Below are 22403 nucleotides of genomic sequence, written 5' to 3' on the forward strand. Positions count from 1 at the left end.
CACCACCCGTTATGCGTATTTCGACTGGATCTCGTCAGAGATGTTCTGCGGGACCGGGTCGTAGTGAGCGAACTGCATCGTGAACTGCGCGCGGCCCGAGGACATGGAACGCAGCGTGTTGATGTAGCCGAACATGTTGGCCAGCGGCACGAAGGCGTCGATCGCGATCGCGTTGCCGCGCGGTTCCTGCCCTGAAACCTGGCCGCGACGCGACGTCAGATCGCCGATGATGCTGCCGGTATATTCCTCCGGCGTCACGACCTCGACGCTCATGATCGGTTCCAGCAGCTTGGCGCCGGCCTTGCGGAGACCTTCGCGCATGCACATCCGCGACGCGATTTCGAAGGCCAGGACCGAGGAGTCGACGTCATGGAACTTGCCGTCCACCAGCGCGACCTTGAAGTCGATCACCGGGAAGCCTGCCAGCGGACCGGAGTCCATCACCGACTGGATGCCCTTCTCGACGCCGGGGATGTATTCCTTCGGCACCGCGCCGCCGACGATCCGGCTTTCGAAGGAATAGCCTTCGCCGGCCTCGGTCGGAGTGATGATGAGCTTGACCTCGGCAAACTGGCCCGATCCACCCGACTGCTTCTTGTGGGTGTAGGTATGCTCGATCTCGTGGCCGATGGTCTCGCGGTAGGCCACCTGCGGCGCACCGATGTTGGCCTCGACCTTGAATTCGCGCTTCAGCCGGTCGACGAGGATGTCGAGGTGAAGTTCGCCCATGCCCTTCATGATGGTCTGACCGGATTCGAGGTCGGTCTCCACGCGGAAGGACGGGTCTTCGGCGGCCAGCCGGGCCAGACCCTGGGACATCTTCTCCTGGTCGCCCTTGGTCTTCGGCTCGACCGCGATCTCGATCACCGGATCGGGGAAGGTCATGGTCTCGAGGACGACGGGCGCCTTGGGATCGCAGAGCGTGTCACCCGTGGTCGTGTCCTTCAGACCGGCCAGCGCGATGATGTCGCCGGCGAAGGCCTCTTCGATCTCTTCGCGGTTGTTCGAGTGCATCATCATCATGCGGCCGATGCGCTCTTTCTTCCCCTTGGTCGCGTTCAGGATCGAATCGCCCTTGTTCATCACGCCGGAATAGATCCGGGTGAAGGTCAGCGAGCCGACGAAGGGGTCGTTCATGATCTTGAAGGCCAGGCCGGCGAAGGGCATGGAGTCATCGGCGCGGCGGGCGATGTTCCGCTCTTCGGTCTCGTCGTCGGGGCTGAAGCCCATGTAGTCGACCACGTCCAGCGGCGACGGCAGATAGTCGACCACCGCGTTCAGCAGCGGCTGCACACCCTTGTTCTTGAAGGCGGACCCGCCCAGGACCGGCACGAACTTGAGCGCCAGCGTGCCCTTGCGGATCAGGCTCCGCAGGGTCGGGATGTCGGGCTCGTTGCCTTCCAGGTACTCCATCATCGCGTCGTCGTCCATTTCGACGGCGTTCTCGATGAGCTTGCCGCGCCATTCCTCGGCGAGCTCTTTCAGCTCGTCGCGGATCGGCTGACGGGTCCAGGAGGCGCCCAGATCCTCGCCCTTCCAGGTCCACTCTTCCATGGTGACCAGGTCGATGATGCCTTCCAGTTCGTTCTCGGCGCCGATCGGAATCTGGATCGGGGCCGGGACTGCACCGGTGCGGTCCGCGATCATCTTGACGCAGTTGAAGAAGTCGGCGCCGATCTTGTCCATCTTGTTAACGAAGACGATCCGCGGAACCTTGTAGCGGTCGGCCTGGCGCCAGACGGTCTCGGTCTGCGGCTCGACACCCGCGTTGGCGTCCAGAACGGCGACGGCACCGTCGAGCACGGCCAGCGAACGCTCGACCTCGATGGTGAAGTCGACGTGGCCCGGCGTGTCGATGATGTTCATCCGGTACTTGGTGTCGTAGGTGCCTTCGGCGCTCGGGTCTTCCTGCCACTGCCAGAAGGTCGTGGTCGCGGCCGAGGTGATGGTGATCCCGCGTTCCTGCTCCTGCTCCATCCAGTCCATCGTGGCCGCACCATCGTGCACCTCACCGATGTTGTGGGACTTGCCGGTGTAGAAGAGGATCCGTTCCGAGCAGGTGGTCTTGCCGGCGTCGATATGCGCCATGATACCGAAGTTCCGGTACCGCTCGAGGGGATAAACGCGTGCCATGATATGCAGCCCTTGGTGAAGGAGTGAGAAGGAAGGATTACCAGCGGTAGTGGCTGAATGCCTTGTTCGCATCGGCCATCTTGTGCGTGTCCTCACGCTTCTTGACGGCGGACCCGCGCGAATTGACGGCATCCAGAAGCTCGCCCGCAAGGCGCTCTTCCATGGTGTTTTCGTTGCGCGAACGCGACGCGGTGATGAGCCAGCGGATCGCCAGCGCCTCGCGGCGCTCGGGGCGCACCTCGACCGGAACCTGGTAGGTGGCGCCACCAACACGGCGGGAGCGGACCTCGACCGACGGCTTGATGTTGTCGAGCGCCTCGTGGAACAGCTCGACCGGGGCGCGCTTGACCTTGGCTTCGATGCGGTCGAGGGCGTTGTAGACGATCTTCTCGGCGACCGACTTCTTGCCGTCGATCATCAGGTTGTTCATGAACTTGGTCAGGACCCGGTCGCCGTACTTGGCGTCGGGCAGGATTTCGCGTTTTTCAGCGGCGTGACGGCGGGACATTCCGATCTCCTAAGTATTACTTGCCGTTGGAACAGACCGAGGCGACCACATGGCAGGTGCCTGCCCCGTCGCGTGCCTCACACTCCTGAACCGCGCGCCCATGCGCGGCATTCGAGGAGGTGAAGCCCCAGCTGGATCCAGCTTGTTTCATGTTTCTCGAGGTTTCCGATACCGAAAACGCGCCACAGGTATCCTGGAGCCAGACGCCGATCTTGCAGCGCTTTCCGCCCGCGGCCTTGCAGAAGCCGATTGCGGCCTTCTCGGCCTCCTGCCTGCTGCCGTAGTTCCAGGCGCGACCGTACTTGTCGGACTGGAAGCTGTACGCGATCGCGCCGTACGTCTCGGCGGAAACCGAGACGGGCGCCGCGACCAGCGCGAGGACGGATATCAGGGCAACACGGATCATTTGGGCCGTTTCGCACCGTACTTGGAGCGACGCTGCTTGCGGTCCTTGACACCCTGGGTGTCCAGCACGCCGCGGAGAATGTGGTAACGGACGCCCGGAAGGTCCTTCACACGGCCGCCACGGATCAGGACCACCGAGTGCTCCTGCAGGTTGTGGCTTTCACCCGGAATGTAGCTGATCACTTCGTAGCCGTTGGTCAGACGCACCTTGGCCACCTTCCGCATGGCCGAGTTCGGCTTCTTCGGGGTGGTGGTGTAGACCCGGGTACAGACGCCGCGTTTCTGCGGGCACTGTTCCAGGTGCTGGGACTTGGAGCGTTTCACTTTGGGCTGCCGGGGTTTCCGGATCAGCTGCTGGATCGTTGGCATCGGGCGTCGTTCCCCATCTCTCACATATGTGCGCACCTTCGAGGTGCCGTTTCTCACTTCACGCTGCGCGCGTCCACGCAACGCACAAATACCGCATGCGTCCCCTCGTTCGCGGGGAACGACGCGGCGGGTGTTCCAGAGGATCGGGGCGTTGCACCCGGATCTTGACCACTTCGATTCGATTGGCGGCGGGGAGACCCCTCTGCCGAATGGCGCGCATATACGAAGAGTCGCCGGGGTTGTCAACAAGGCCCCCCGCTTGTCTTGGCCGTCCGCCGCTGACATCGTGGCGCGGAGAGGCACGGCAAGGAAGGGCGCGGCTCAGGATGCAGGTCATTGGTCTTTGCCGGTTTTCCTATCCCGCGCTCGGCGGTTTCCAGGTCGAGCACGACAGCGTGGACGACCGCATCGCCTTTCTCTATGCCGAGCACCGGCTGGAAGAACGCTTCCGCCTGTTCGAGACGGTCGCCCTGCCCTGCCTGCGCCACCAGACCGACCCCGACTTCCTGCTGATCGTCGTCATCGGCGATCAGCTCCCCGCGCGGCACCGCCGGCGGCTGGAGACGCTGACGGCCGACATCCCGCAGATCCGCATCGAGGCGCACCCGCCCCGCCGCCACCGCGACGTGATGAAGGAGATCATCAACGACGCCCGCGGCAGCCGGTCCGCCCCCTGCCTGCAGTTCCGCCACGACGACGACGACGCCTTTGCGCTCGACTTCGTGGCGCGCCTGCGCCAGGCCGCCGAGGCGGGCCACGCGATCTGCCGGGACAACCGCACCGTCGCCTTCGACTGGAACCGCGGGCACATCGCCGAGATCTCCGCTGCGGGCATCGCCGCCGGCCCGATCTATCGCCCCTTCTATGTCGCCGCGCTCGGGATGCATGTCCGTGCCGGGGACGGCCTGACCATCATGAACTTCATGCATGAACGCCTGCCGCAGTTCATGCCCGCCCTGTCCTTTCCCGATGACGAGATGTGGGTCCGGACCCACAACACCTATAACGACAGCCGCCAGAAGCCGGTCAAGGCCTTCGCGGTCGCGCCGCTCACACCCGCGGAGGAGGAGACCTTTCGCGCCCGCTTCGCCATCGACGCCGACCACGTCCGCCGCGTCTTTGGTCAGGCCCCAGGGCGATAGCTCCGCTGGCGCGCGACCTTCTCCTGCGCGTCCCGGTCGCGTCGCACCCGCACCGTCTCGCGCCAGAGCGAATAGAGACCCGACCCCACCACGACCGCCGCGCCGATCAGGGTCAGTCCGGTCGGCCATTCGCCGAAGACGACGAACCCGAGGGCCAGCGCCCAGAGCATCGCGGTGTAGCGGAAGGGCGAGACGAAACTGACCTCTCCCAGCCGCATCGCCGTGACCGAAGACAGGTAGGCCCCCAGCACCATCAGCGCCGCGCCCGCGATCATGCCGCCCGACCGCGGCGTGAGCGCCACCCAGTCCACGCCCGTGCTGAACGCGCCGAAGAACAGGCAGACCAGCCCCGAGGTGATCGCCGTCACCAGCATCGTCGGCGCCTCGGGCGAAAGCTTGCGGGTCACGATGTCGCGCACGGTCAGGCAGAGGACGGCGACCAGCGTGTAGAGCGAATAGACGTTGAACCCCTCGGTCCCCGGGCGGACGATCAGCAGGACGCCGCAGAAGCCCGCCACCACGGCCGTCACCCGGCGCCAGCCGATCGGTTCCCCCAAAAAGATCGCGGCCGCGAGCATGACCATGAGCGGCGCCGACTGCAGCACTGCCGTCACGTTCGCCAGCGGCATGTTGAAGAGCGCCGTGAGAAAGAAGTAGGCCGTCGCCACCTCGGCCAGCCCCCGGATCACCGCCAGCCCCGCGTCCCGACGCGTGAGCCCCTTCCTCAAGCCCCCCATGCGCCACGCCAGCACAAGCAGCACCACCGTCACCGCGCCGTTGCGCAGGGTAAGGATCTGGTAGAGCGAGACCTCGTCCGCCAGGGTCTTCATGAAGGTATCGTTCAGCGTGAACAGCGCCATGGAGAGAACCATGACCAGCGCGCCCTTGACGTTGTCGTTGCCACCCGCCATCCGCATTCCACCGGCCTCCCCCGTCCTGCCCTCGGCTGTCGACCAGACGTCGCATGACGGCGGGGCGAAGGAAAGCCCCGCCGGACGCCGGTGGCGGGGCTGGAGGGCGCTGCCCTCCAGACCTCCCGGAGTATTTCGGGCAAGATGAAGAGGCACGGGCGCGCCGGACCGGACCGGTGCACCTGAAATGCGACATGAGAAGGTCGCCGTCGAACTTGACCGGGCGGGCGCGCGCGCTCTTTGGTCGGAATACGCCGCCCGGAGAAAAGAGGCCGACGCACATGACAGAAGCACCGCCGCACGCCGAAACGGACGCGAGCCCGCGCCTCTTCGACAGCCCGGACTGGCTCTATCTGCTGCGCGAGTTCTTCGCGCTCTACCGCAACGGATCGGCCGGCGGCAGCCGGCTGATCCGCAGCCATCGCAAGCGGGTTCGGGAGGCCCTTTCCCACGTGATCGAGGCGAACCCGGTGATCCTGGCGCGCCCCCAGGAGGCCAAGCCGGTCACCGCCCATCTGAGCCGGGCGCTCGACCTTGGCGAACGGGGTGCGGTCTCGGGCATGGCGCGGGCCCTCTCCCGGGTCACCCAGGGGCTGACGTGGGAATACGGCTACGAGAAAGTGCCGAAGGCACTGGCGCGGAAATACGCCTATTGCGAGGTGCTGGGTCCGCGCGGCCCGGTGCAGGCGGACCGCCTGATCCTGGGCTTCGTGCTCTTCGCGCCCAAGACGACCTATCCGCAGCACAGCCACAGCGAGATCGAGGAAAGCTATATCTCGGTCGCCGGCGCCTGGTCCGAGAACGATGCCGCCGTCCACGCGCCGGGGTCGCTGATCCTGAACCGCCCGGGAGAGGAGCATCGGATCACCACCGCCGATCTCGACCCCTGCCTGCTGGCCTATGCCTGGGTGGGTCCGGGCGACAGGCTGTCGGCGCCGGGGATGAAGCTGACATCGACCCGCAAGGCCCGGATGCTTCAGGGGATCTGACGCCAGCGCGGGGGGTACGGCAGCAAGCCGGGGTTTGGCGGTTGGCGCCCCTCGCCGCGGGCCGGTCCGGCTCTTCGCGGGCGCGTGAGCCGGTCGGGGGCCCGAGGACACCGATGATCCGCAGAGAAAGGGGTCGGCGCGGCCATGGAAGGCCACCACGTGGCGGTCTGGCGACGCCCCCGGGCAATCCGGTTCTCCGGCGGTCCGGGGGCACCTGCAAGGCCAGAGGTCAGAGGTTAGAGGTCAGAGGTTAGAGGCTGGCCGAAACCTGCCGGCGGGACGGAGGCTTGCCGTGCGCAGCCAAGGGCGCAACCAACGGCTGGCCCCGCCCCCGCGCCCTCGCCCGCTGCGGGCACGAAAAAGGCCCCCGGATGTACCGGGGGCCTTGGGTGTCGTCGTTCGGACCCGAAGGCCCGAATGGGGATCAATCGCGGCTTTCGGGCGTCTCGACCAGCGTGTCGAACTCGTCGCCGCCGACCACATCGTCCTGAACCGGGGCCGCCAGGGCGGCGGCCTGTTCGGCCTCTTCCCGGCGGGCTTCCAGAACCACGTTGTCCCGCTCGGAGGCGATGCGGCGCACGCGCTGCGTGGCCCCGCCCGTCCCGGCCGGGATCAGGCGGCCGACGATGACGTTCTCCTTGAGACCGACCAGCTTGTCGCGCTTGCCCTGGACCGAAGCCTCGGTCAACACGCGGGTCGTCTCCTGGAAGGAGGCGGCCGAGATGAACGACCGGGTCTGCAGCGACGCCTTGGTGATCCCCAGCAGGATCGGCTGGCCCTCGGCCGGGCGGCCGCCACGGGCGAGCGCCTTCTCGTTGGCCTCGTCGAACTCGATCTTGTCGACCGTTTCGCCCTTGAGCAGCACGGTGTCGCCCGAGTCCGAGATCTCCCACTTCTGCAGCATCTGGCGAACGATCACCTCGATGTGCTTGTCGTTGATCTTCACGCCCTGCAGGCGATAGACGTCCTGCACCTCGTTGATCATGTAGTCCGCCAGCGCCTCGACGCCCATGATGGCAAGAATGTCATGCGGCGCCGGGTTGCCGTCCATGATGTAGTCGCCCTTCTGCACGAAGTCGCCTTCCTGCACCGGGATGTGCTTGCCCTTGGGCACCATGTATTCGACCGGCTCAAGGCTCTCGTCCGCGGGCTGGATGCCGATGCGGCGCTTGTTCTTGTAGTCGCGGCCGAAGCGGACGTAACCGTCGATCTCGGCGATGATGGCGTGATCCTTGGGACGGCGTGCCTCGAACAGTTCCGCCACCCGCGGCAGACCGCCGGTGATGTCTTTGGTCTTGGCGCCCTCGCGCGGGATACGCGCGACCACGTCACCGGCCTGGATGTCGGCCCCGTCCTCGACGGACAGGATCGCATCCACCGACATCGGATAGGTCACCGGGTTGCCCGCCTCGTTGCGGACCGGTTCACCATCCTCGCCGACGATCAGCAGTTCCGGCTTGAGCTCGTTCCCCTTGGGCGAGCCGCGCCAGTCCGCCACGATGCGCTGCGTCATGCCGGTGGCGTCGTCGGTTTCCTCGCGCACGGCGATACCGGTGACGAGATCGACATAGCGCACGGTCCCCGCCTTCTCGGCGATGATCGGAAGCGTGTAGGGATCCCATTCGAAGAGCTTGTCCCCGCGCGTGATCTTCTCGCCTTCCTTGACGAAGATCTTGGTGCCATAGCCCAGCTTGTGGCTGGCGCGTTCGGCCCCCGTCTCGTCGAGGATGCGCAGCTTCATGTTGCGGCCCATGACCAGCATCTCGCCGGCGGCATTCTCGAGCAGGTTCGGGTATTCGAACGCCACCGTACCGTCGACCGATGCCTCGAGGAAGGACTGCTGGCCACCCTGCGCCACGCCGCCGATGTGGAAGGTCCGCATCGTCAGCTGGGTGCCGGGTTCGCCGATGGACTGCGCCGCGATGATCCCCACGGCCTCGCCCTGGTTCACCATCGTGCCGCGTGCCAGGTCGCGACCGTAGCACATGGCGCAGACGCCGTCCTCGGCCTCGCAGGTCAGCGGCGAGCGGATGCGCATGGACTGGACGTTCGCCTCCTGGATGGAGTCGGCCACACGTTCGTCGATGAGCGCGCCCCTCTGCACCATGACCTCTTCGGTGCCCGGACGGATCACGTCTTCCGCCGCGACCCGGCCCAGCACGCGTTCGCCGATGGTGGCAACCACTTCGCCGTCGTTCACGGCCGCCTCGGCGGTCACGGCACGGTCGGTGCCGCAGTCCACCTCGCGCACGATGCAGTCCTGCGCCACATCCACGAGACGACGGGTCAGATAACCCGAGTTCGCGGTCTTGAGCGCGGTGTCCGACAGACCCTTCCGTGCCCCGTGGGTCGAGTTGAAGTACTCGAGCACGGTCAGGCCTTCCTTGAAGTTCGAGATGATCGGCGTCTCGATGATGTCGCCGTTCGGCTTCGCCATCAGGCCGCGCATCCCGCCCAGCTGCTTCATCTGGGTGACCGAGCCACGCGCACCGGAATGCGCCATCATGTAGACCGAGTTCGGTTCCTCCTCGGAGCCGTCCTCGCCCGACTTGGTGGCCGAGATGGTCGACATCATCGCCTCGGTCACCTTGTCGTTGCACTTCGACCAGGCGTCCACGACCTTGTTGTACTTTTCGCCCTGGGTGATCAGGCCGTCCATGTACTGCTGTTCAAAGTCCTTCACCTGCTCGCGGGTGTCCTCGACGATGGTCCACTTGTTGTCCGGGATCACCATGTCGTCCTTGCCGAACGAGATGCCGGCCTTGAACGCTTCGCGGAAGCCCATGGTCATGATCTGGTCGCAGAAGATGACCGACTCCTTCTGACCGCAGTAGCGATAGACGGTGTCGATGACCTGCTGCACCTCGCGCTTCCGCAGCAGGCGGTTGACCAGTTCGAAGGGCGCCTTGGCATTGAGCGGCAGCAGCGCGCCAAGCCGGACCCGGCCGGGCGTGGTTTCGTACCGCTTGAAGACCTCGTTGCCTTCCTCGTCGATCTGCTTGATCCGCGCCTGGATCCGCGCGTGCAGGTGCACCGACCCGGAATCCAGAGCGTATTGCACCTCTTCGATGGACGAGAAGGTCATCCCCTCGCCCTTCATGCCGGCGCGTTCGATGGTCGTGTAGTAGAGACCCAGGATCATGTCCTGCGACGGAACGATGATCGGCGCGCCGTTGGCGGGCGACAGAACGTTGTTCGTCGACATCATCAGAACGCGCGCTTCCAGCTGCGCCTCGAGCGAGAGCGGCACGTGAACAGCCATCTGGTCGCCGTCGAAGTCGGCGTTGAAGGCTGAGCAGACCAGCGGGTGAAGCTGGATCGCCTTGCCCTCGATCAGCGTGGGCTCGAACGCCTGGATGCCCAGACGGTGCAGCGTGGGCGCGCGGTTCAGCAGAACCGGGTGCTCGCGGATGACCTCGTCGAGGATGTCCCAGACCTCGGGGCGCTCTTTCTCGACCAGCTTCTTCGCCTGTTTCACGGTGCTGGACAGGCCCTTGGCCTCCAGGCGCGAGTAGATGAAGGGCTTGAAGAGCTCGAGCGCCATCTTCTTGGGCAGGCCGCACTGGTGCAGCTTGAGCTCCGGGCCCGTCACGATGACCGACCGGCCCGAGAAGTCGACGCGCTTGCCCAGTAGGTTCTGGCGGAAGCGGCCGTGCTTGCCCTTGAGCATGTCCGACAGCGACTTGAGCGGGCGCTTGTTCTGGCCCGTGATGACGCGGCCGCGACGGCCGTTGTCGAACAGCGCGTCGACAGATTCCTGCAGCATCCGCTTTTCGTTGCGGACGATGATGTCCGGCGCGCGCAGCTCGATCAGCCGCTTGAGACGGTTGTTCCGGTTGATCACCCGGCGGTACAGGTCGTTCAGGTCCGACGTGGCGAAGCGGCCGCCGTCCAGCGGAACCAGCGGGCGCAGTTCCGGCGGAATGACCGGGACAACAGTCAGGATCATCCACTCCGGCCGGTTGCCGGATTCAAGGAAGGATTCCACGACCTTGAGCCGCTTGATGATCTTCTTGGGCTTCAGTTCGCCGGTGGCTTCGGCCAGTTCCGCGCGCAGATGCTCGGCCTCGGACTCGAGGTCGATCTTGGCCAGCATCTCGCGGATGGCCTCGGCGCCGATATTGGCCTGGAACGCATCCATGCCATAGGCGTCCTGGGCGTCCATGAACTCTTCTTCCGTCAGCATCTGGCCTTCGGTCAGGTCGGTGAGACCCGGGTCGATGACGACGTAGTTCTCGAAATAGAGCACGCGTTCCAGATCGCGCAGGGTCATGTCCAGCAGCAGGCCGATCCGCGAGGGAAGCGACTTGAGGAACCAGATATGCGCGACCGGCGCGGCCAGCTCGATATGGCCCATGCGCTCGCGGCGGACCTTCTGCAGCGTCACCTCGACGCCGCATTTCTCGCAGACGACGCCGCGATACTTCATCCGCTTGTACTTGCCGCAAAGGCACTCGTAGTCCTTGATCGGCCCGAAGATACGGGCGCAGAACAGGCCGTCGCGCTCGGGCTTGTAGGTCCGGTAGTTGATCGTCTCGGGCTTCTTGATCTCGCCATAGGACCACGAGAGGATCCGCTCGGGCGAAGCCAGCGAGACCTTGATCTCGTCGAAGATCTTCTGCGGTGCGAGCGGGTTGAACGGGTTGTTCGTCAGTTCCTGGTTCATTGTGTAACCTCAGTTGAGGGGCGTGGAAGGGGAGGAACGGTGCGTGGGATCACGCACTCTACGGGCGGCAGGGTGCGTGCTGCGCACGCACCGCCACCGGAAAGGTCCGTTATTCCTCGCCCTCCGCGTCCAGGAGTTCCATGTTCAGGCCGAGGCCGCGGACTTCCTTGACGAGCACGTTGAAGCTCTCGGGAACGCCCGCCTCGAAATTGTCCTCGCCCTTGACGATGCTTTCGTAGACCTTCGTCCGGCCGGCCACGTCGTCCGACTTGACCGTCAGCATTTCCTGCAGGGTGTAGGCCGCGCCGTAGGCCTCGAGGGCCCAGACTTCCATCTCGCCGAAGCGCTGACCGCCGAACTGCGCCTTGCCGCCCAGCGGCTGCTGGGTCACGAGCGAGTACGGCCCCGTCGAACGTGCGTGGATCTTGTCGTCGACGAGGTGGTGCAGCTTGAGCAGGTACTTGATCCCGACGGTGACGGGACGCGCGAACTGTTCGCCCGTCCGGCCGTCGTAGAGGATCGACTGACCGCTCTCGTTGAAGCCGGCACGCACCAGCGCGTCGTTGACGTCATGCTCCTTCGCGCCGTCGAAGACCGGGGTCGCGATCGGCACGCCGCGGGTCACGTTGCCCGCCGCCTCCAGAAGCCTTTCCTCGTCCATGGGCGAGAAGCCCTCGTCATAGACGTCGTCGCCATACACGATCTTGAGCGCGTCACGCACCGGGGTCATGTCGCCCGACCGCCGGTATTCGTCCAGCGCCTCGTCCACCTTGAGACCCAGCCCGCGCGAGGCCCAGCCCATGTGGGTTTCGAGGATCTGGCCGACGTTCATGCGCGACGGCACACCCAGCGGGTTGAGGCAGAAGTCGACCGGCGTGCCGTCCTGGAGGAACGGCATGTCCTCCTGCGGCACGACGCGGCTGATCACGCCCTTGTTGCCGTGACGGCCGGCCATCTTGTCGCCCGGCTGAAGCTTGCGCTTCACCGCGATGAAGACCTTGACCATCTTCATCACGCCCGGCGGCAGGTCGTCGCCCCGGCGCACCTTCTCGACCTTGTCCTCGAACCGGGCGTCCAGGGCGCGTTTCTGCACCTCGTACTGCTCGTTCAGAGCCTCGACGATCTGGGCGTCCTGGTCTTCGGCCAGCGCCAATTGCCACCAATGCGACCGCGGCAGCGAGGACAGGAGATCTTCGGTGATTTCCGAATTCGCCTTGACCCCTTTCGGACCCTTCACGGCGGTCTTGCCGATGATCAGGTCCCGCAGGCGGGCATAGATGTTGCGGTCGAGGATCGCCAGCTCGTCGTCCCGGTCACGGCCGAGACGCGCGATTTCCTCGCGCTCGATCTGCAGGGCCCGCTCGTCCTTTTCCACGCCGTGGCGGTTGAAGACGCGGACCTCGACGACCGTCCCGTAATCGCCCGGCTTCACGCGAAGCGAGGTGTCACGGACGTCCGAGGCCTTTTCCCCGAAGATCGCGCGGAGCAGTTTCTCCTCCGGCGTCATCGGGCTTTCGCCCTTGGGCGTGATCTTGCCCACCAGGATATCGCCCGGCTCCACATCGGCGCCGATATAGACGATGCCCGCCTCGTCGAGGTTGCGCAGCGCTTCCTCGCCCACGTTCGGGATGTCGCGGGTGATCTCTTCCGGCCCGAGCTTGGTGTCACGTGCCGCCACCTCGAATTCCTCGATATGGACCGAGGTGAACACGTCGTCACGGGCGATCCGCTCGGAAATCAGGATCGAGTCCTCGTAGTTGTAGCCGTTCCACGGCATGAAGGCGACGACCACGTTCTTGCCGAGCGCCAGTTCACCAAGATCGGTGGACGGACCGTCGGCGATCACCTCGCCCTTCTCGACCGTGTCGCCCACCTTCACCAGCGGACGCTGGTTGATGCAGGTGTTCTGGTTCGAGCGCTGGAACTTGCGCAGGCGGTAGATGTCCACGCCGGCGTCGCCCAGTTCGAGATCCTCGGTGGCGCGCACCACGATACGCTGCGCATCGACCTGGTCGATGACGCCGCCGCGCTTGGCCATGATGGCCGCGCCCGAGTCACGGGCGACGACGCCCTCGATCCCGGTGCCGACCAGCGGCGCCTCGGCCCGCAGGAGCGGAACCGCCTGACGCTGCATGTTCGAACCCATCAGCGCGCGGTTGGCGTCGTCGTTTTCCAGGAACGGAATGAGCGAGGCCGCGACCGAGACCAGCTGCTTCGGCGAGACGTCGATCAGGTCGACGGTCTCGTTCGGCGCAAGCGTGTATTCGCCCGACTGGCGCGTGTTGACGAGGTCGTTCACGAACTTGCCGTTCTCGTCGAGATTGGCATTGGCCTGCGCCACGGTGTGACGCATCTCCTCGGTGGCGGACATGTACTTCACTTCGTCCGTGACCTGCCCGTTCTCGACCCGGCGATACGGCGTCTCGATGAAGCCGTACTTGTTCACGCGGGCAAAGGTGGCCAGCGAGTTGATCAGGCCGATGTTCGGGCCTTCCGGCGTCTCGATCGGGCACATCCGGCCATAGTGGGTCGGATGCACGTCGCGGACCTCGAAGCCCGCGCGCTCGCGGGTCAGACCGCCCGGCCCGAGGGCCGAGAGGCGCCGCTTGTGCGTCACTTCCGACAGCGGGTTGGTCTGGTCCATGAACTGCGACAGCTGGGACGAGCCGAAGAATTCGCGCACGGCAGCGGCCGCCGGTTTCGCGTTGATCAGGTCCTGCGGCATGACGGTGTCGATCTCGACCGAGGACATGCGTTCCTTGATCGCGCGCTCCATCCGCAGCAGGCCGACGCGGTACTGGTTCTCCATCAGCTCGCCGACCGAGCGGACACGGCGGTTGCCGAGGTGGTCGATATCATCCACCTCGCCCTTGCCGTCACGCAGCTCGACCAGCGCCTTGATGCAGGCGACGATGTCTTCCTTGCGCAGCGTGCGCTGCGTATCCTCGGCATCCAGTGCCAGGCGCATGTTCATCTTGACCCGGCCGACGGCGGACAGGTCGTACCGCTCGCTGTCGAAGAAGAGCGAGTCGAACAGGGACGAGGCCGCCTCGACGGTCGGCGGCTCACCCGGGCGCATGACGCGGTAGATGTCCATGAGCGCGCTGTTGCGGTCCATGTTCTTGTCCTGCGCCATTGTGTTGCGCATGTACGGACCGACCGAGACGTTGTCGATGTCGAGCACGGGGATGTCGGTGATGCCGGCATCCAGCAGATCCTGCAGCGTGCCGCCCGTGATCTCGCCGTCCTTGTCGTATTCCAGCGTCAGCTCGTCCCCGGCCTCGACATAGATCGCGCCGGTTTCCTCGTTGATGATGTCCTTGGCGACGAACTTGCCGACGATCCGGTCGAAGGGCACCAGCAGGTTCTGGACATTGCCTTCGTCGATCAGCTTCTTCACCGCGCGGGGGGTGATCTTCTTGGTGGCCTCGGCGATCACCTCGCCGCTGTCGGCATCCACGAGGTCATAGGTCGGGCGCGTGCCGCGCACACGTTCCGGGAAGAACTTGGTGACCCAGCCCTGCCCCTTGCGGAGCTTGTAGTCCACCGTCTCGTAGTAGGCATCCATGATGCCTTCCTGATCGAGCCCGAGCGCATAGAGCAGCGTCGTCACCGGCAGCTTGCGGCGGCGGTCGATACGGGCAAAGACGATGTCCTTGGCGTCGAATTCGAAATCCAGCCAGGAGCCGCGGTAGGGAATGATCCGGCAGGCGAAGAGCAGCTTGCCCGAGGAGTGGGTCTTGCCCTTGTCATGATCGAAGAACACGCCGGGAGAGCGGTGCATCTGGCTCACGATGACGCGCTCGGTCCCGTTCACGATGAACGTCCCGTTCGGGGTCATCAGGGGCATGTCGCCCATGAAGACGTCCTGTTCCTTGATGTCCTTCACCGACTTGGCGCCGGTATCCTCGTCCATGTCGAAGACGATCAGGCGCAGGGTGACCTTCAGCGGCGCCGAATAGGTCATGTCGCGCTGCTGGCATTCCTCGACGTCGTACTTGGGCTTCTCCAGCTCGTACTTCACGAATTCGAGGATCGCGGTCTCGTTGAAATCCTTGATCGGGAAGACCGACTGGAAGACGCCCTTGATGCCTTCGCCATCCAGGGGCTCGGGCTCGTCTCCGGATTTCAGGAAAAGATCGTAAGAGGCTTTCTGAACCTCGATGAGGTTCGGCATTTCAAGGACTTCACGGATTTTACCGTAATATTTCCGAAGACGTTTCTGACCGAGGAAGGTCTGAGCCATGACGTAAGTCACCTTTCGTTTCACATCGGGGAACACGTGCCGCCGGGCCCCGGCACTGCGCCCTTTTCGAAACAGGGGGTTCGGATCCATGCTCGACCATCTCCCGACCGATGGCCTCCCGATCCTTCGAACCTCGCCTTAGGCAGGCCCCGGCGCTGATCCGGGGACTCTCTGAGACAGGTTCGGCTGAACCCGGAGCCGCCGGGTTCAGCCTGTCTTCGCACATGCATGGCATCACGCGCCCGTAGGGGCGTGCTTGCACGCACCGTTTACTTAAGTTCGATCTCGGCGCCGGCTGCTTCCAGCTTGCCCTTGATCTCTTCCGCTTCGTCCTTCGAAACGCCTTCCTTGACAGCCTTGCCGCCGGCTTCGACCAGCTCCTTGGCTTCTTTCAGGCCGAGGCCGGTGATGCCGCGGACTTCCTTGATGACGTTGATTTTCGAGGCGCCGGCCGACTTCAGGATGACGTCGAATTCGGTCTTCTCTTCCTCGGCCGCACCGGCGTCGCCGCCGCCGGCCGGGCCCGCCATCATGACAGCGCCGCCAGCTGCGGGCTCGATGCCGTACTCGTCTTTCAGGATGGTTTTCAGTTCTTGTGCTTCGAGAAGCGTCAGACCAACGATCTCTTCAGCCAGTTTCTTCAGATCAGCCATGTTACTGTTTCCGTATCTAGATGTGTTCCAACGTCGGGATGTTCAACCCTACGCCGTATCTCGGGTTGCTTACGCCGCCTTGTCCTCGATCGTGGACAGGATGGAGGCGATATTCGAAGCAGGTGCGCCAATGGCCCCGGCGATGTTCGAAGCAGGTGCGCCGATGCAGCCGACGATGGACGCGATGAGTTCATCGCGCGACGGCATTTTCGACACGGCTTCGACGCCGGCACGGTCAAGAGCGTTCTCACCCATCGAGCCGCCAAGGATCTCGAATTTCTTGTTATCCTTGGCAAAATCCTCGGCCACCTTCGCTGCCGCGACGGGGTCCTCGGAATAGGTCAGAACGGTCATACCCGTCAGGAGCGAGCCGATGCTTTCGCAGGGCTTTCCGTCCAGGGCGATCTTGGCAAGCCTGTTCTTGGCGACGCGCACGCTGGCATCGGCCTCACGGGCCTTTGCACGAAGCGTTTGCATCTCTGCAACCGTGAGACCGGTGTAGTGGGCAACCACCACAACGCCAGAGCTTTCGAAGATCTGGCCGAGTTCCTCGACCACTTTCTCTTTCTGGGCTCTATCCACAGTTTCACTCCAAGTAGTGGAGGGTCGGACCCTCCGGCTCAGTTCAGCCGGGACGATAAAGCCCCGGCCATGCGGGTCCTTACGGGTCCGTCCAATCATCGCCCCGGGCGCTCGACTGAGCATCCGAAGAAATCTGGGTCTTTCCCGTCTCAGGCAGGAATTATGGACCAGGTCCACCCGCCGTCTCGGACGAATCGCCGACACCCCGAATCCGGGGCACAGCGACAGGTGCGCGTATTAGAGGCTGGGACACGGAATGTGAAGACCTAATCCGGAACATCGGAACAACAAACGCGTGAACCGCCTGTGGCGGATCACGGGTCTTGCGGTATCTTCAGCCATCCTACCATGAAACCGGGCCTCTCGCACGCAAAAACCACAAGGCGGAAAACCGCTTGCGCCATGAGCCGCGGTCCCGTCCCGGAACGCGAACGGCGGGGCCCGAAGACCCCGCCGTCATTTCAGCCGGTGCGGCTGCCTCACTCGGCAGCGGCGGCGGCGGTGGTGTTGCCGGTCGCCGACTGGATGTCGACGGTCACGCCCGGGCCCATGGTCGAAGACAGCGAGATCTTCTTCATGTAGGTGCCCTTGGCCCCGGCCGGCTTGGCCTTGGAGACGGCATCCACAAAGGCGCGGATGTTCTCGACCAGCTTGGCCTCGTCGAACGAGGCCTTGCCGACGCCGGCGTGCACAACGCCTGCCTTCTCGGCCTTGAACTGGACCTCGCCGCCCTTCGCCGCCTTGACGGCGTCGGCGACATCCATGGTCACCGTGCCCACCTTGGGGTTCGGCATCAGGTTGCGCGGACCGAGGATCTTGCCCAGGCGGCCGACGATCGGCATCATGTCCGGGGTCGCGATGCAGCGATCGAACTCGATCTTGCCGCCCTGGATGGTTTCCATCAGGTCCTCGGCTCCGACAATATCGGCGCCCGCGGCCTGCGCTTCCTCGGCCTTCGGACCACGCGCGAAGACGGCGACGCGCACGTCCTTGCCGGTGCCGTTCGGCAGGCCGACGACGCCGCGGACCATCTGGTCGGCGTGGCGCGGGTCGACGCCCAGGTTCATCGCGATCTCGACGGTCTCGTCGAACTTGGTCTTCACGTTGGCCTTGATCAGCGCGACGGCCTCTTCGACGGTCACGTCTTCCTTGCCGGCAAAGGCTTCGCGGGCGGCGCGGGTGCGTTTTCCAAGATGTGCCATCTTACTTCACCTCGATGCCCATGGACCGGGCCGAACCCAGGATGATCTGCATTGCGCCCTCGACGTCGTTGGCGTTGAGGTCCTTCATCTTGGCCTCGGCGATTTCCTTGACCTGGGCCACCGTGACGGTCCCGGCGGTCGATTTGCCGGGCTCCTTGGAGCCGGACTTCAGCTTGGCGGCCTTCTTCAGATAGTAGGACGCCGGCGGCGTCTTGATATCCATGGTGAAGGACTTGTCCTGATAATACTGGATCACGGTCGGGCACGGCGCACCGGGCTCCATCTCCTGCGTCTTGGCGTTGAACGCCTTGCAGAATTCCATGATGTTGATGCCGCGCTGACCCAGGGCGGGTCCGACCGGCGGCGAGGGGTTCGCCTGCCCGGCAGGCACCTGCAGCTTGAGGCTGCCGACGAGTTTCTTGGCCATTGGCCATCTCCTTCTCAACTCCGCCGCAACGCGATGGGGCGGATATGCGTGATGTGGTCAGGTCCGGATCGCGCGCGACCCTCGCCTCCCACAGGGAATCTGTCGCCGGAACGACAGGGCGGCCGGATACACCCGACGGCCCCGCAATGCAAGTCACCCTCGCCTCACTGGCCCGCCACGGGCCGATCGCCTTTGCTCGCTGCGGGCCCTGCCCCCAAATTTGCCCGGTTCGGTCATCGGCTGGCCGCATTGACCCTGGGTAATGCTGCAACCGATTTCGCCCTGGAACGTTGAAGCGCTATGCAAAACATCGAAACCACCTTTCCCGCGCATGTCCTCAAGGCCGCTCCCGCACCGGAAACATGTGCCGGACCGGCGGACTACCTGTCCCACCTGCTCGACCAGCGGCCCGATCTCTGCGCCGCCGCCCTTCCCTACGCCGGGCACGAGGACCTGGCCGAACTGGTGACGGGGCGCATGTGGTCCCGCGACAGCGGCGACGATCTCCGCGCCCTGGGCTGCATCTCCGATCATCCGGAATGCGATTTCTGGGTCGCCCTCGCGATCCTGCTGCGCATCTTCCCCGCGCCAGGCGCCGCGCCGGAACACACGGCCCTCGCCGTGACGCTGGTGGACAGCATCAACGCCGGACGGCGCCCCATGCGGCACTCCGCGACGCCGGTGATCACCACCGAGGGCCTGCGCCTCTACGAAAGCCTCACCGAGGGGCGGGACGCGCTGCGGATTTCAACGGCCATCGCCGAGAAGGCCCGCGCCCATGCCGCCTGGCTGGACCGGGGGCGCCGGGCCGACGCGCGGTACGCCATGTTCGCCGGCACTCCGATCTGGGCCGCCAACCAGGCCGGTCCCGACACCCGGCAGCCGACCACTCCCGAAAAATGAAAAAGGGCGGGAGAACCCCGCCCGTTTCACCGTAGGCTGCGTGCTCGACGCACCGCCCGAGCGTGTCAGGCCTGCTTGGTCACCTGGGTGTATTCCAACTCGACCGGGGTTTCGCGGCCGAAGATCGACACAGACACCTTGAGGCGCTGGTTGTCGTCGTCGACCTCTTCGATCATGCCGGTGAAATCCTCGAACGGACCGTCGTTGACCTTGACCTTCTCGCCGACCTCGAAGTGGATCAGCGTGCGCGGCTGTTCCTCGCCCTCGGCCACACGCCCCAGGATCGAGGCCACCTCGGCATCGCGCATCGGCATCGGGCGTCCCTGCGGCCCGAGAAAGCCCGTGACACGGTTGATCGAGTTGATCAGATGATAGCCCGCGTCGGACATCTCCATCCGCACCAGCACGTAGCCGGGCATGAACCGGCGCTCGGTCGTGACCTTCTTGCCGCGCCGGATCTCGATGACTTCCTCGGTCGGAACCAGAACCTCCTCGATTTCGTCCTCGAGTCCGTTTTCCGCCACGGACGTCCGGATCTGCTCGGCGATCTTCTTCTCGAAATTCGAGAGAACACTGACCGAGTACCACCGCTTCGCCATCTCGCTTCGATCCTTCTACGCCGGCGCGCCGCCGGAAAAACTGCGTCTTCGATCCCCGCCGGGGGGCCCTGAAACAAAGCGGCGCGCGTCTCGAATCGTCGCGCGCCATGTCCGGGGAATAGAGCGTCCCTACCGATTTGTCCCCGGCAAGGCAAGGCCGGCGGGCGTTTTTCCACGCCCGCGCCGCCGCCTCAGCCGAAGAGGCCCAGCAGCCCCTGCAACCCGGTCCGGATCAGCAGATCGACCAGGGCGAAGAACACGGCCGTCAGCGCCGCCATGATGAAGACCATCACGGTCGTCAGCAGAACCTCGCGCCGCGTCGGCCAGGTGATCTTGGAGATCTCGGCACGCGTCTGGTTGATGAACTGGATCGGGTTGGCCATAGGATAGTCCGTCTCGCTTGGGTCCGGGTCACATGCGCACCGGATGGCCCGCGCGACCGTCCGGTCACTTAACCCCAGTCCGGCATGAATTCAAGCCGCACGGAACGGATGACGCATGGGCCGCCCGCTCGCCGGCCGCCCGCGGCGCCCGACGTGCCCTTCCCCGGGGCGCGCCGCAGCTTCCCGGCCATTCATGCACTTGCATGATAATTCCGACTGATATAGTCACCTTTTGGTCAGCCAGGTCTTCCCAGCCAGACGGACAACAGTATTCACGGTTGGGGGACAGCATGCCGTACATATCATCCATTCGATTCCGCAGGGCGCGCGCGCTCCTGCTTGCCAGCGCGACGACCTTGCCCGCCGCCCTGCCCTCCATGGCGCAGGAGACCGGCGCGGCCTACCGCCTCGACCCGGTGATCGTCGAGATCCGCGACGCCTTTTCCGGCGCGGCCGACCGGGCGACCTCGATGTACGTCTCGGAACTCGAACTGGACCGCGCCCGCACCGGCGACCTCAAGGACGTCTTCGCCGGTATCGCTTCGGTCTCGGTCGGGGGCGGCATTCCGATCGCGCAGAAGATCTTCATCAACGGGGTCGACATGCTCAACCTCGGCGTCTCGATCGACGGCGCGGCACAGAACAACCGCGCCTTCCACCACGTCACCTCGAACGCCATCGATCCGGGCCTTCTGAAACAGGTGCGTGCCGACGCCACGGTTTCCCCCGCCGATGCGGGGCCCTTCGCGCTCGCCGGCTCGGTCGTGTTCGAGACCGTCGATCCCGAAGACGTCATCCCCGCCGGACAGGTCGTCGGCGGCAATGTCCGGCTGAGCTATGCGGACAACGGCGGCACAGCCCAGGGCGCACTCACCCTCGCCGGGACTTACCAGGGCTTTTCCTGGCTGGGCTACGTCAAGCGCGCCGAGGGAGGAGATTACGAAACCGGCAGCGGCGCGACGCAGGTCGGATCGGGCGCGAACCTGGTCAGCACCCTCGGCAAGATCGCCTACGAGAGCCAGGACGGGCACCGGTTCGAACTTTCGGCCCAGCAACTGCGGGACGAGGAACTGCGCCAGTTCCGCCCCAACTTCGGCGGACAGAACGGCGCGCCTCAGGCGCTCTACAGGTTCGACACCCTGCGCAAGAGCTATTCCTTCACCTACGAGAACGTCCTTGCCGAGGGCCTGTGGGATCCCAGGGTGACGCTCGGTTACTCGGAAAACCAGGTGGACCGGCCCCTGCCCTCGGCCAGCAACGGCACGACCGGCACTTTCTCGGCCTCGGTCAGCAACACGTTCAACCTGGGCGGCGGCACGGTGGTCGCCGGGGTCGATTACCAGGAGACGGACGGCAACTACTACAGCCCCCCGGGGTCGAGCTGGCCCGCCGACATCACCGAACGGTCCCGCAACGTGGGGCTCTTCGCACAGGCCAGGCTGGACCCGACCGACCGGCTGCGCCTGTCCTTCGGCGCGCGCTACGACCGACAGACCTTCACCGGAACCGGCGGCCAGACGATCCGGAACGGCGGCCTCTCCGGGAATGCCTCGGTCGTCTACGCCCTCACCGAGAGCTTCGCGATCCGCGGCGGCGTCTCGAGCGTCTTCGGCGGCATCGACATCGAGGACAACTACACCTTCAACCCGGCCTGGAACTATACCGCGCTCCGGCCGGCCCGCGCCAACAACGCGACGATTGGATTCGACTACGAAGTCGGCACGTTCAAGCTGGGCGGTGAGGTCTTCCTGACCCGGTTCGAGAATGCCCGCACCTCGACCTTCGCGGCCACCGGCAATTCGGACTTCGAAAGCAGGGGGTTCAACCTCGGCGCCACCTACGGCTGGAACAGCGGTTTCGCCCGGTTCACCCTCTCGCACAGCGAGGTCTCGGTGAACGGGGTCCCGCAGGACAGCTATGCAACGCTGGATTTCGGTGCGCCGCTCGGCACCGTGATGGCGTTCGAGATCGAGCAGGAAACCGGCCTCCCGGGCCTGACGGTCGGCGGCGGGGTCGATGCCGCCCTGCCCAAGTCCGGAGCCGGGGTCGGCAGCTTCGGCAACCGCGATTTTCCGGGCTACGAGGTGGTCAACGTCTTCGCCGAATACGTGCCGCCTTCGATGCAGAACATGACGATCCGCGCCGAGGTCACCAACCTCTTCGACGTGACCTATGCCGACCGCGCGACCTATGGCGGCGACTTCCGCTCCATCGACACCCTGAAAGAGCCGGGGCGGACGATCTCGGTCGTCGCCGTGCTGAATTTCTGACCGCGCCCGCCGAAC

General features: G+C 65.0%; 17 protein-coding genes. 4 read left to right on the forward strand and 13 right to left on the reverse strand.

All coding sequences use genetic code 11. From position 1 onward, the window contains the following. Window positions 1-9 precede the first annotated feature (9 nt). The 4 genes from fusA to rpsL are packed head-to-tail and all read right to left on the reverse strand — an operon-like array spanning window position 10 to window position 3415. Window positions 10-2133, reverse strand: coding sequence for an elongation factor G (gene fusA, locus OB2597_RS11925; protein WP_009805822.1), 2124 nt, complete (start codon window positions 2131-2133; stop codon window positions 10-12). A gap of 37 nt (window positions 2134-2170) precedes the next feature. After that, window positions 2171-2641 (reverse strand): 30S ribosomal protein S7, encoded by a 471-nt coding sequence (gene rpsG, locus OB2597_RS11930; protein ID WP_009805823.1) that lies wholly within the window; start codon window positions 2639-2641, stop codon window positions 2171-2173. Between the two features lie 16 nt (window positions 2642-2657). Then, window positions 2658-3047 (reverse strand): DUF4189 domain-containing protein, encoded by a 390-nt coding sequence (locus OB2597_RS11935; protein WP_009805824.1) that lies wholly within the window; start codon window positions 3045-3047, stop codon window positions 2658-2660. After that, on the reverse strand, window positions 3044-3415 hold the full coding sequence (rpsL, locus tag OB2597_RS11940; protein WP_005862801.1) for a 30S ribosomal protein S12: 372 nt from the start codon (window positions 3413-3415) through the stop codon (window positions 3044-3046). The genes OB2597_RS11935 and rpsL overlap by 4 nt, the downstream gene beginning before the upstream one ends. A gap of 326 nt (window positions 3416-3741) precedes the next feature. Between rpsL and OB2597_RS11945 the strand changes: the two genes are divergently transcribed. Continuing rightward, entirely contained in the window at window positions 3742-4557 is an 816-nt protein-coding gene (locus OB2597_RS11945) for a putative rhamnosyl transferase (RefSeq protein WP_009805825.1), read from the forward strand. Here the strand turns inward: OB2597_RS11945 and OB2597_RS11950 are convergent. Then, window positions 4539-5474 (reverse strand): DMT family transporter, encoded by a 936-nt coding sequence (locus tag OB2597_RS11950; RefSeq protein ID WP_009805826.1) that lies wholly within the window; start codon window positions 5472-5474, stop codon window positions 4539-4541. The genes OB2597_RS11945 and OB2597_RS11950 overlap by 19 nt on opposite strands. A gap of 275 nt (window positions 5475-5749) precedes the next feature. On the opposite strand from OB2597_RS11950, the gene OB2597_RS11955 reads away from it, so the two are divergent. Next, window positions 5750-6457: a dimethylsulfonioproprionate lyase family protein gene (locus OB2597_RS11955; RefSeq protein ID WP_009805827.1), complete on the forward strand. Its 708-nt coding sequence runs from the start codon at window positions 5750-5752 to the stop codon at window positions 6455-6457. Between the two features lie 424 nt (window positions 6458-6881). Here the strand turns inward: OB2597_RS11955 and rpoC are convergent, their stop codons facing one another. From rpoC to rplK, 6 genes are all read right to left on the reverse strand, one after another. Next, a complete protein-coding gene (gene rpoC / locus OB2597_RS11960) occupies window positions 6882-11123 on the reverse strand; it encodes a DNA-directed RNA polymerase subunit beta' (RefSeq protein ID WP_009805828.1) in 4242 nt (1413 codons plus the stop codon). Window positions 11124-11232: 109 nt separating this feature from the next. Then, window positions 11233-15369, reverse strand: coding sequence for a DNA-directed RNA polymerase subunit beta (gene rpoB / locus OB2597_RS11965; protein ID WP_040609730.1), 4137 nt, complete (start codon window positions 15367-15369; stop codon window positions 11233-11235). A gap of 269 nt (window positions 15370-15638) precedes the next feature. After that, window positions 15639-16022 (reverse strand): 50S ribosomal protein L7/L12, encoded by a 384-nt coding sequence (gene rplL / locus OB2597_RS11970; RefSeq protein ID WP_009805830.1) that lies wholly within the window; start codon window positions 16020-16022, stop codon window positions 15639-15641. A gap of 69 nt (window positions 16023-16091) precedes the next feature. After that, window positions 16092-16604 carry a 50S ribosomal protein L10 gene (rplJ, locus tag OB2597_RS11975; protein ID WP_040609298.1) on the reverse strand — a complete coding sequence of 171 codons (513 nt, stop codon included), beginning with the start codon at window positions 16602-16604 and terminating at the stop codon, window positions 16092-16094. Between the two features lie 479 nt (window positions 16605-17083). Continuing rightward, window positions 17084-17806 (reverse strand): 50S ribosomal protein L1, encoded by a 723-nt coding sequence (gene rplA / locus OB2597_RS11980; RefSeq protein ID WP_009805832.1) that lies wholly within the window; start codon window positions 17804-17806, stop codon window positions 17084-17086. A gap of 1 nt (window position 17807) precedes the next feature. Then, on the reverse strand, window positions 17808-18233 hold the full coding sequence (gene rplK, locus OB2597_RS11985) for a 50S ribosomal protein L11 (RefSeq protein ID WP_009805833.1): 426 nt from the start codon (window positions 18231-18233) through the stop codon (window positions 17808-17810). 300 nt (window positions 18234-18533) lie between these two features. Between rplK and OB2597_RS11990 the strand changes: the two genes are divergently transcribed. Beyond that, window positions 18534-19136: a hypothetical protein gene (locus tag OB2597_RS11990; protein ID WP_009805834.1), complete on the forward strand. Its 603-nt coding sequence runs from the start codon at window positions 18534-18536 to the stop codon at window positions 19134-19136. 65 nt (window positions 19137-19201) lie between these two features. On the opposite strand, the gene nusG is transcribed toward OB2597_RS11990, so the two are convergent. Together nusG and secE are read right to left on the reverse strand one after the other, a co-directional pair. After that, entirely contained in the window at window positions 19202-19735 is a 534-nt protein-coding gene (gene nusG / locus OB2597_RS11995) for a transcription termination/antitermination protein NusG (RefSeq protein ID WP_009805835.1), read from the reverse strand. Window positions 19736-19926: 191 nt separating this feature from the next. Continuing rightward, window positions 19927-20118 carry a preprotein translocase subunit SecE gene (gene secE / locus OB2597_RS12000; RefSeq protein WP_009805836.1) on the reverse strand — a complete coding sequence of 64 codons (192 nt, stop codon included), beginning with the start codon at window positions 20116-20118 and terminating at the stop codon, window positions 19927-19929. Window positions 20119-20408: 290 nt separating this feature from the next. Between secE and OB2597_RS12005 the strand changes: the two genes are divergently transcribed. Then, window positions 20409-22388 (forward strand): TonB-dependent receptor plug domain-containing protein, encoded by a 1980-nt coding sequence (locus OB2597_RS12005; protein WP_050759234.1) that lies wholly within the window; start codon window positions 20409-20411, stop codon window positions 22386-22388. Window positions 22389-22403: the final 15 nt, after the last annotated feature.

The sequence above is a fragment of the Pseudooceanicola batsensis HTCC2597 genome (assembly GCF_000152725.1).
Lineage (GTDB): Bacteria > Pseudomonadota > Alphaproteobacteria > Rhodobacterales > Rhodobacteraceae > Pseudooceanicola > Pseudooceanicola batsensis.

Coding starts and splice junctions, on each gene's coding strand:
- fusA (WP_009805822.1), bottom strand. CDS start 2,133: ATGGCACGCGTTTATCCCCTCGAGCGGTACCGGAACTTCGGTATCATG.
- rplK (WP_009805833.1), bottom strand. CDS start 18,233: ATGGCCAAGAAACTCGTCGGCAGCCTCAAGCTGCAGGTGCCTGCCGGG.
- rpoC (WP_009805828.1), bottom strand. CDS start 11,123: ATGAACCAGGAACTGACGAACAACCCGTTCAACCCGCTCGCACCGCAG.
- OB2597_RS11935 (WP_009805824.1), bottom strand. CDS start 3,047: ATGATCCGTGTTGCCCTGATATCCGTCCTCGCGCTGGTCGCGGCGCCC.
- rplA (WP_009805832.1), bottom strand. CDS start 17,806: ATGGCACATCTTGGAAAACGCACCCGCGCCGCCCGCGAAGCCTTTGCC.
- rplL (WP_009805830.1), bottom strand. CDS start 16,022: ATGGCTGATCTGAAGAAACTGGCTGAAGAGATCGTTGGTCTGACGCTT.
- rpsG (WP_009805823.1), bottom strand. CDS start 2,641: ATGTCCCGCCGTCACGCCGCTGAAAAACGCGAAATCCTGCCCGACGCC.
- secE (WP_009805836.1), bottom strand. CDS start 20,118: ATGGCCAACCCGATCCAGTTCATCAACCAGACGCGTGCCGAGATCTCC.
- rpsL (WP_005862801.1), bottom strand. CDS start 3,415: ATGCCAACGATCCAGCAGCTGATCCGGAAACCCCGGCAGCCCAAAGTG.
- OB2597_RS11945 (WP_009805825.1), top strand. CDS start 3,742: ATGCAGGTCATTGGTCTTTGCCGGTTTTCCTATCCCGCGCTCGGCGGT.
- OB2597_RS11950 (WP_009805826.1), bottom strand. CDS start 5,474: ATGCGGATGGCGGGTGGCAACGACAACGTCAAGGGCGCGCTGGTCATG.
- nusG (WP_009805835.1), bottom strand. CDS start 19,735: ATGGCGAAGCGGTGGTACTCGGTCAGTGTTCTCTCGAATTTCGAGAAG.
- OB2597_RS12005 (WP_050759234.1), top strand. CDS start 20,409: ATGCCGTACATATCATCCATTCGATTCCGCAGGGCGCGCGCGCTCCTG.
- rpoB (WP_040609730.1), bottom strand. CDS start 15,369: ATGGCTCAGACCTTCCTCGGTCAGAAACGTCTTCGGAAATATTACGGT.
- OB2597_RS11955 (WP_009805827.1), top strand. CDS start 5,750: ATGACAGAAGCACCGCCGCACGCCGAAACGGACGCGAGCCCGCGCCTC.
- OB2597_RS11990 (WP_009805834.1), top strand. CDS start 18,534: ATGCAAAACATCGAAACCACCTTTCCCGCGCATGTCCTCAAGGCCGCT.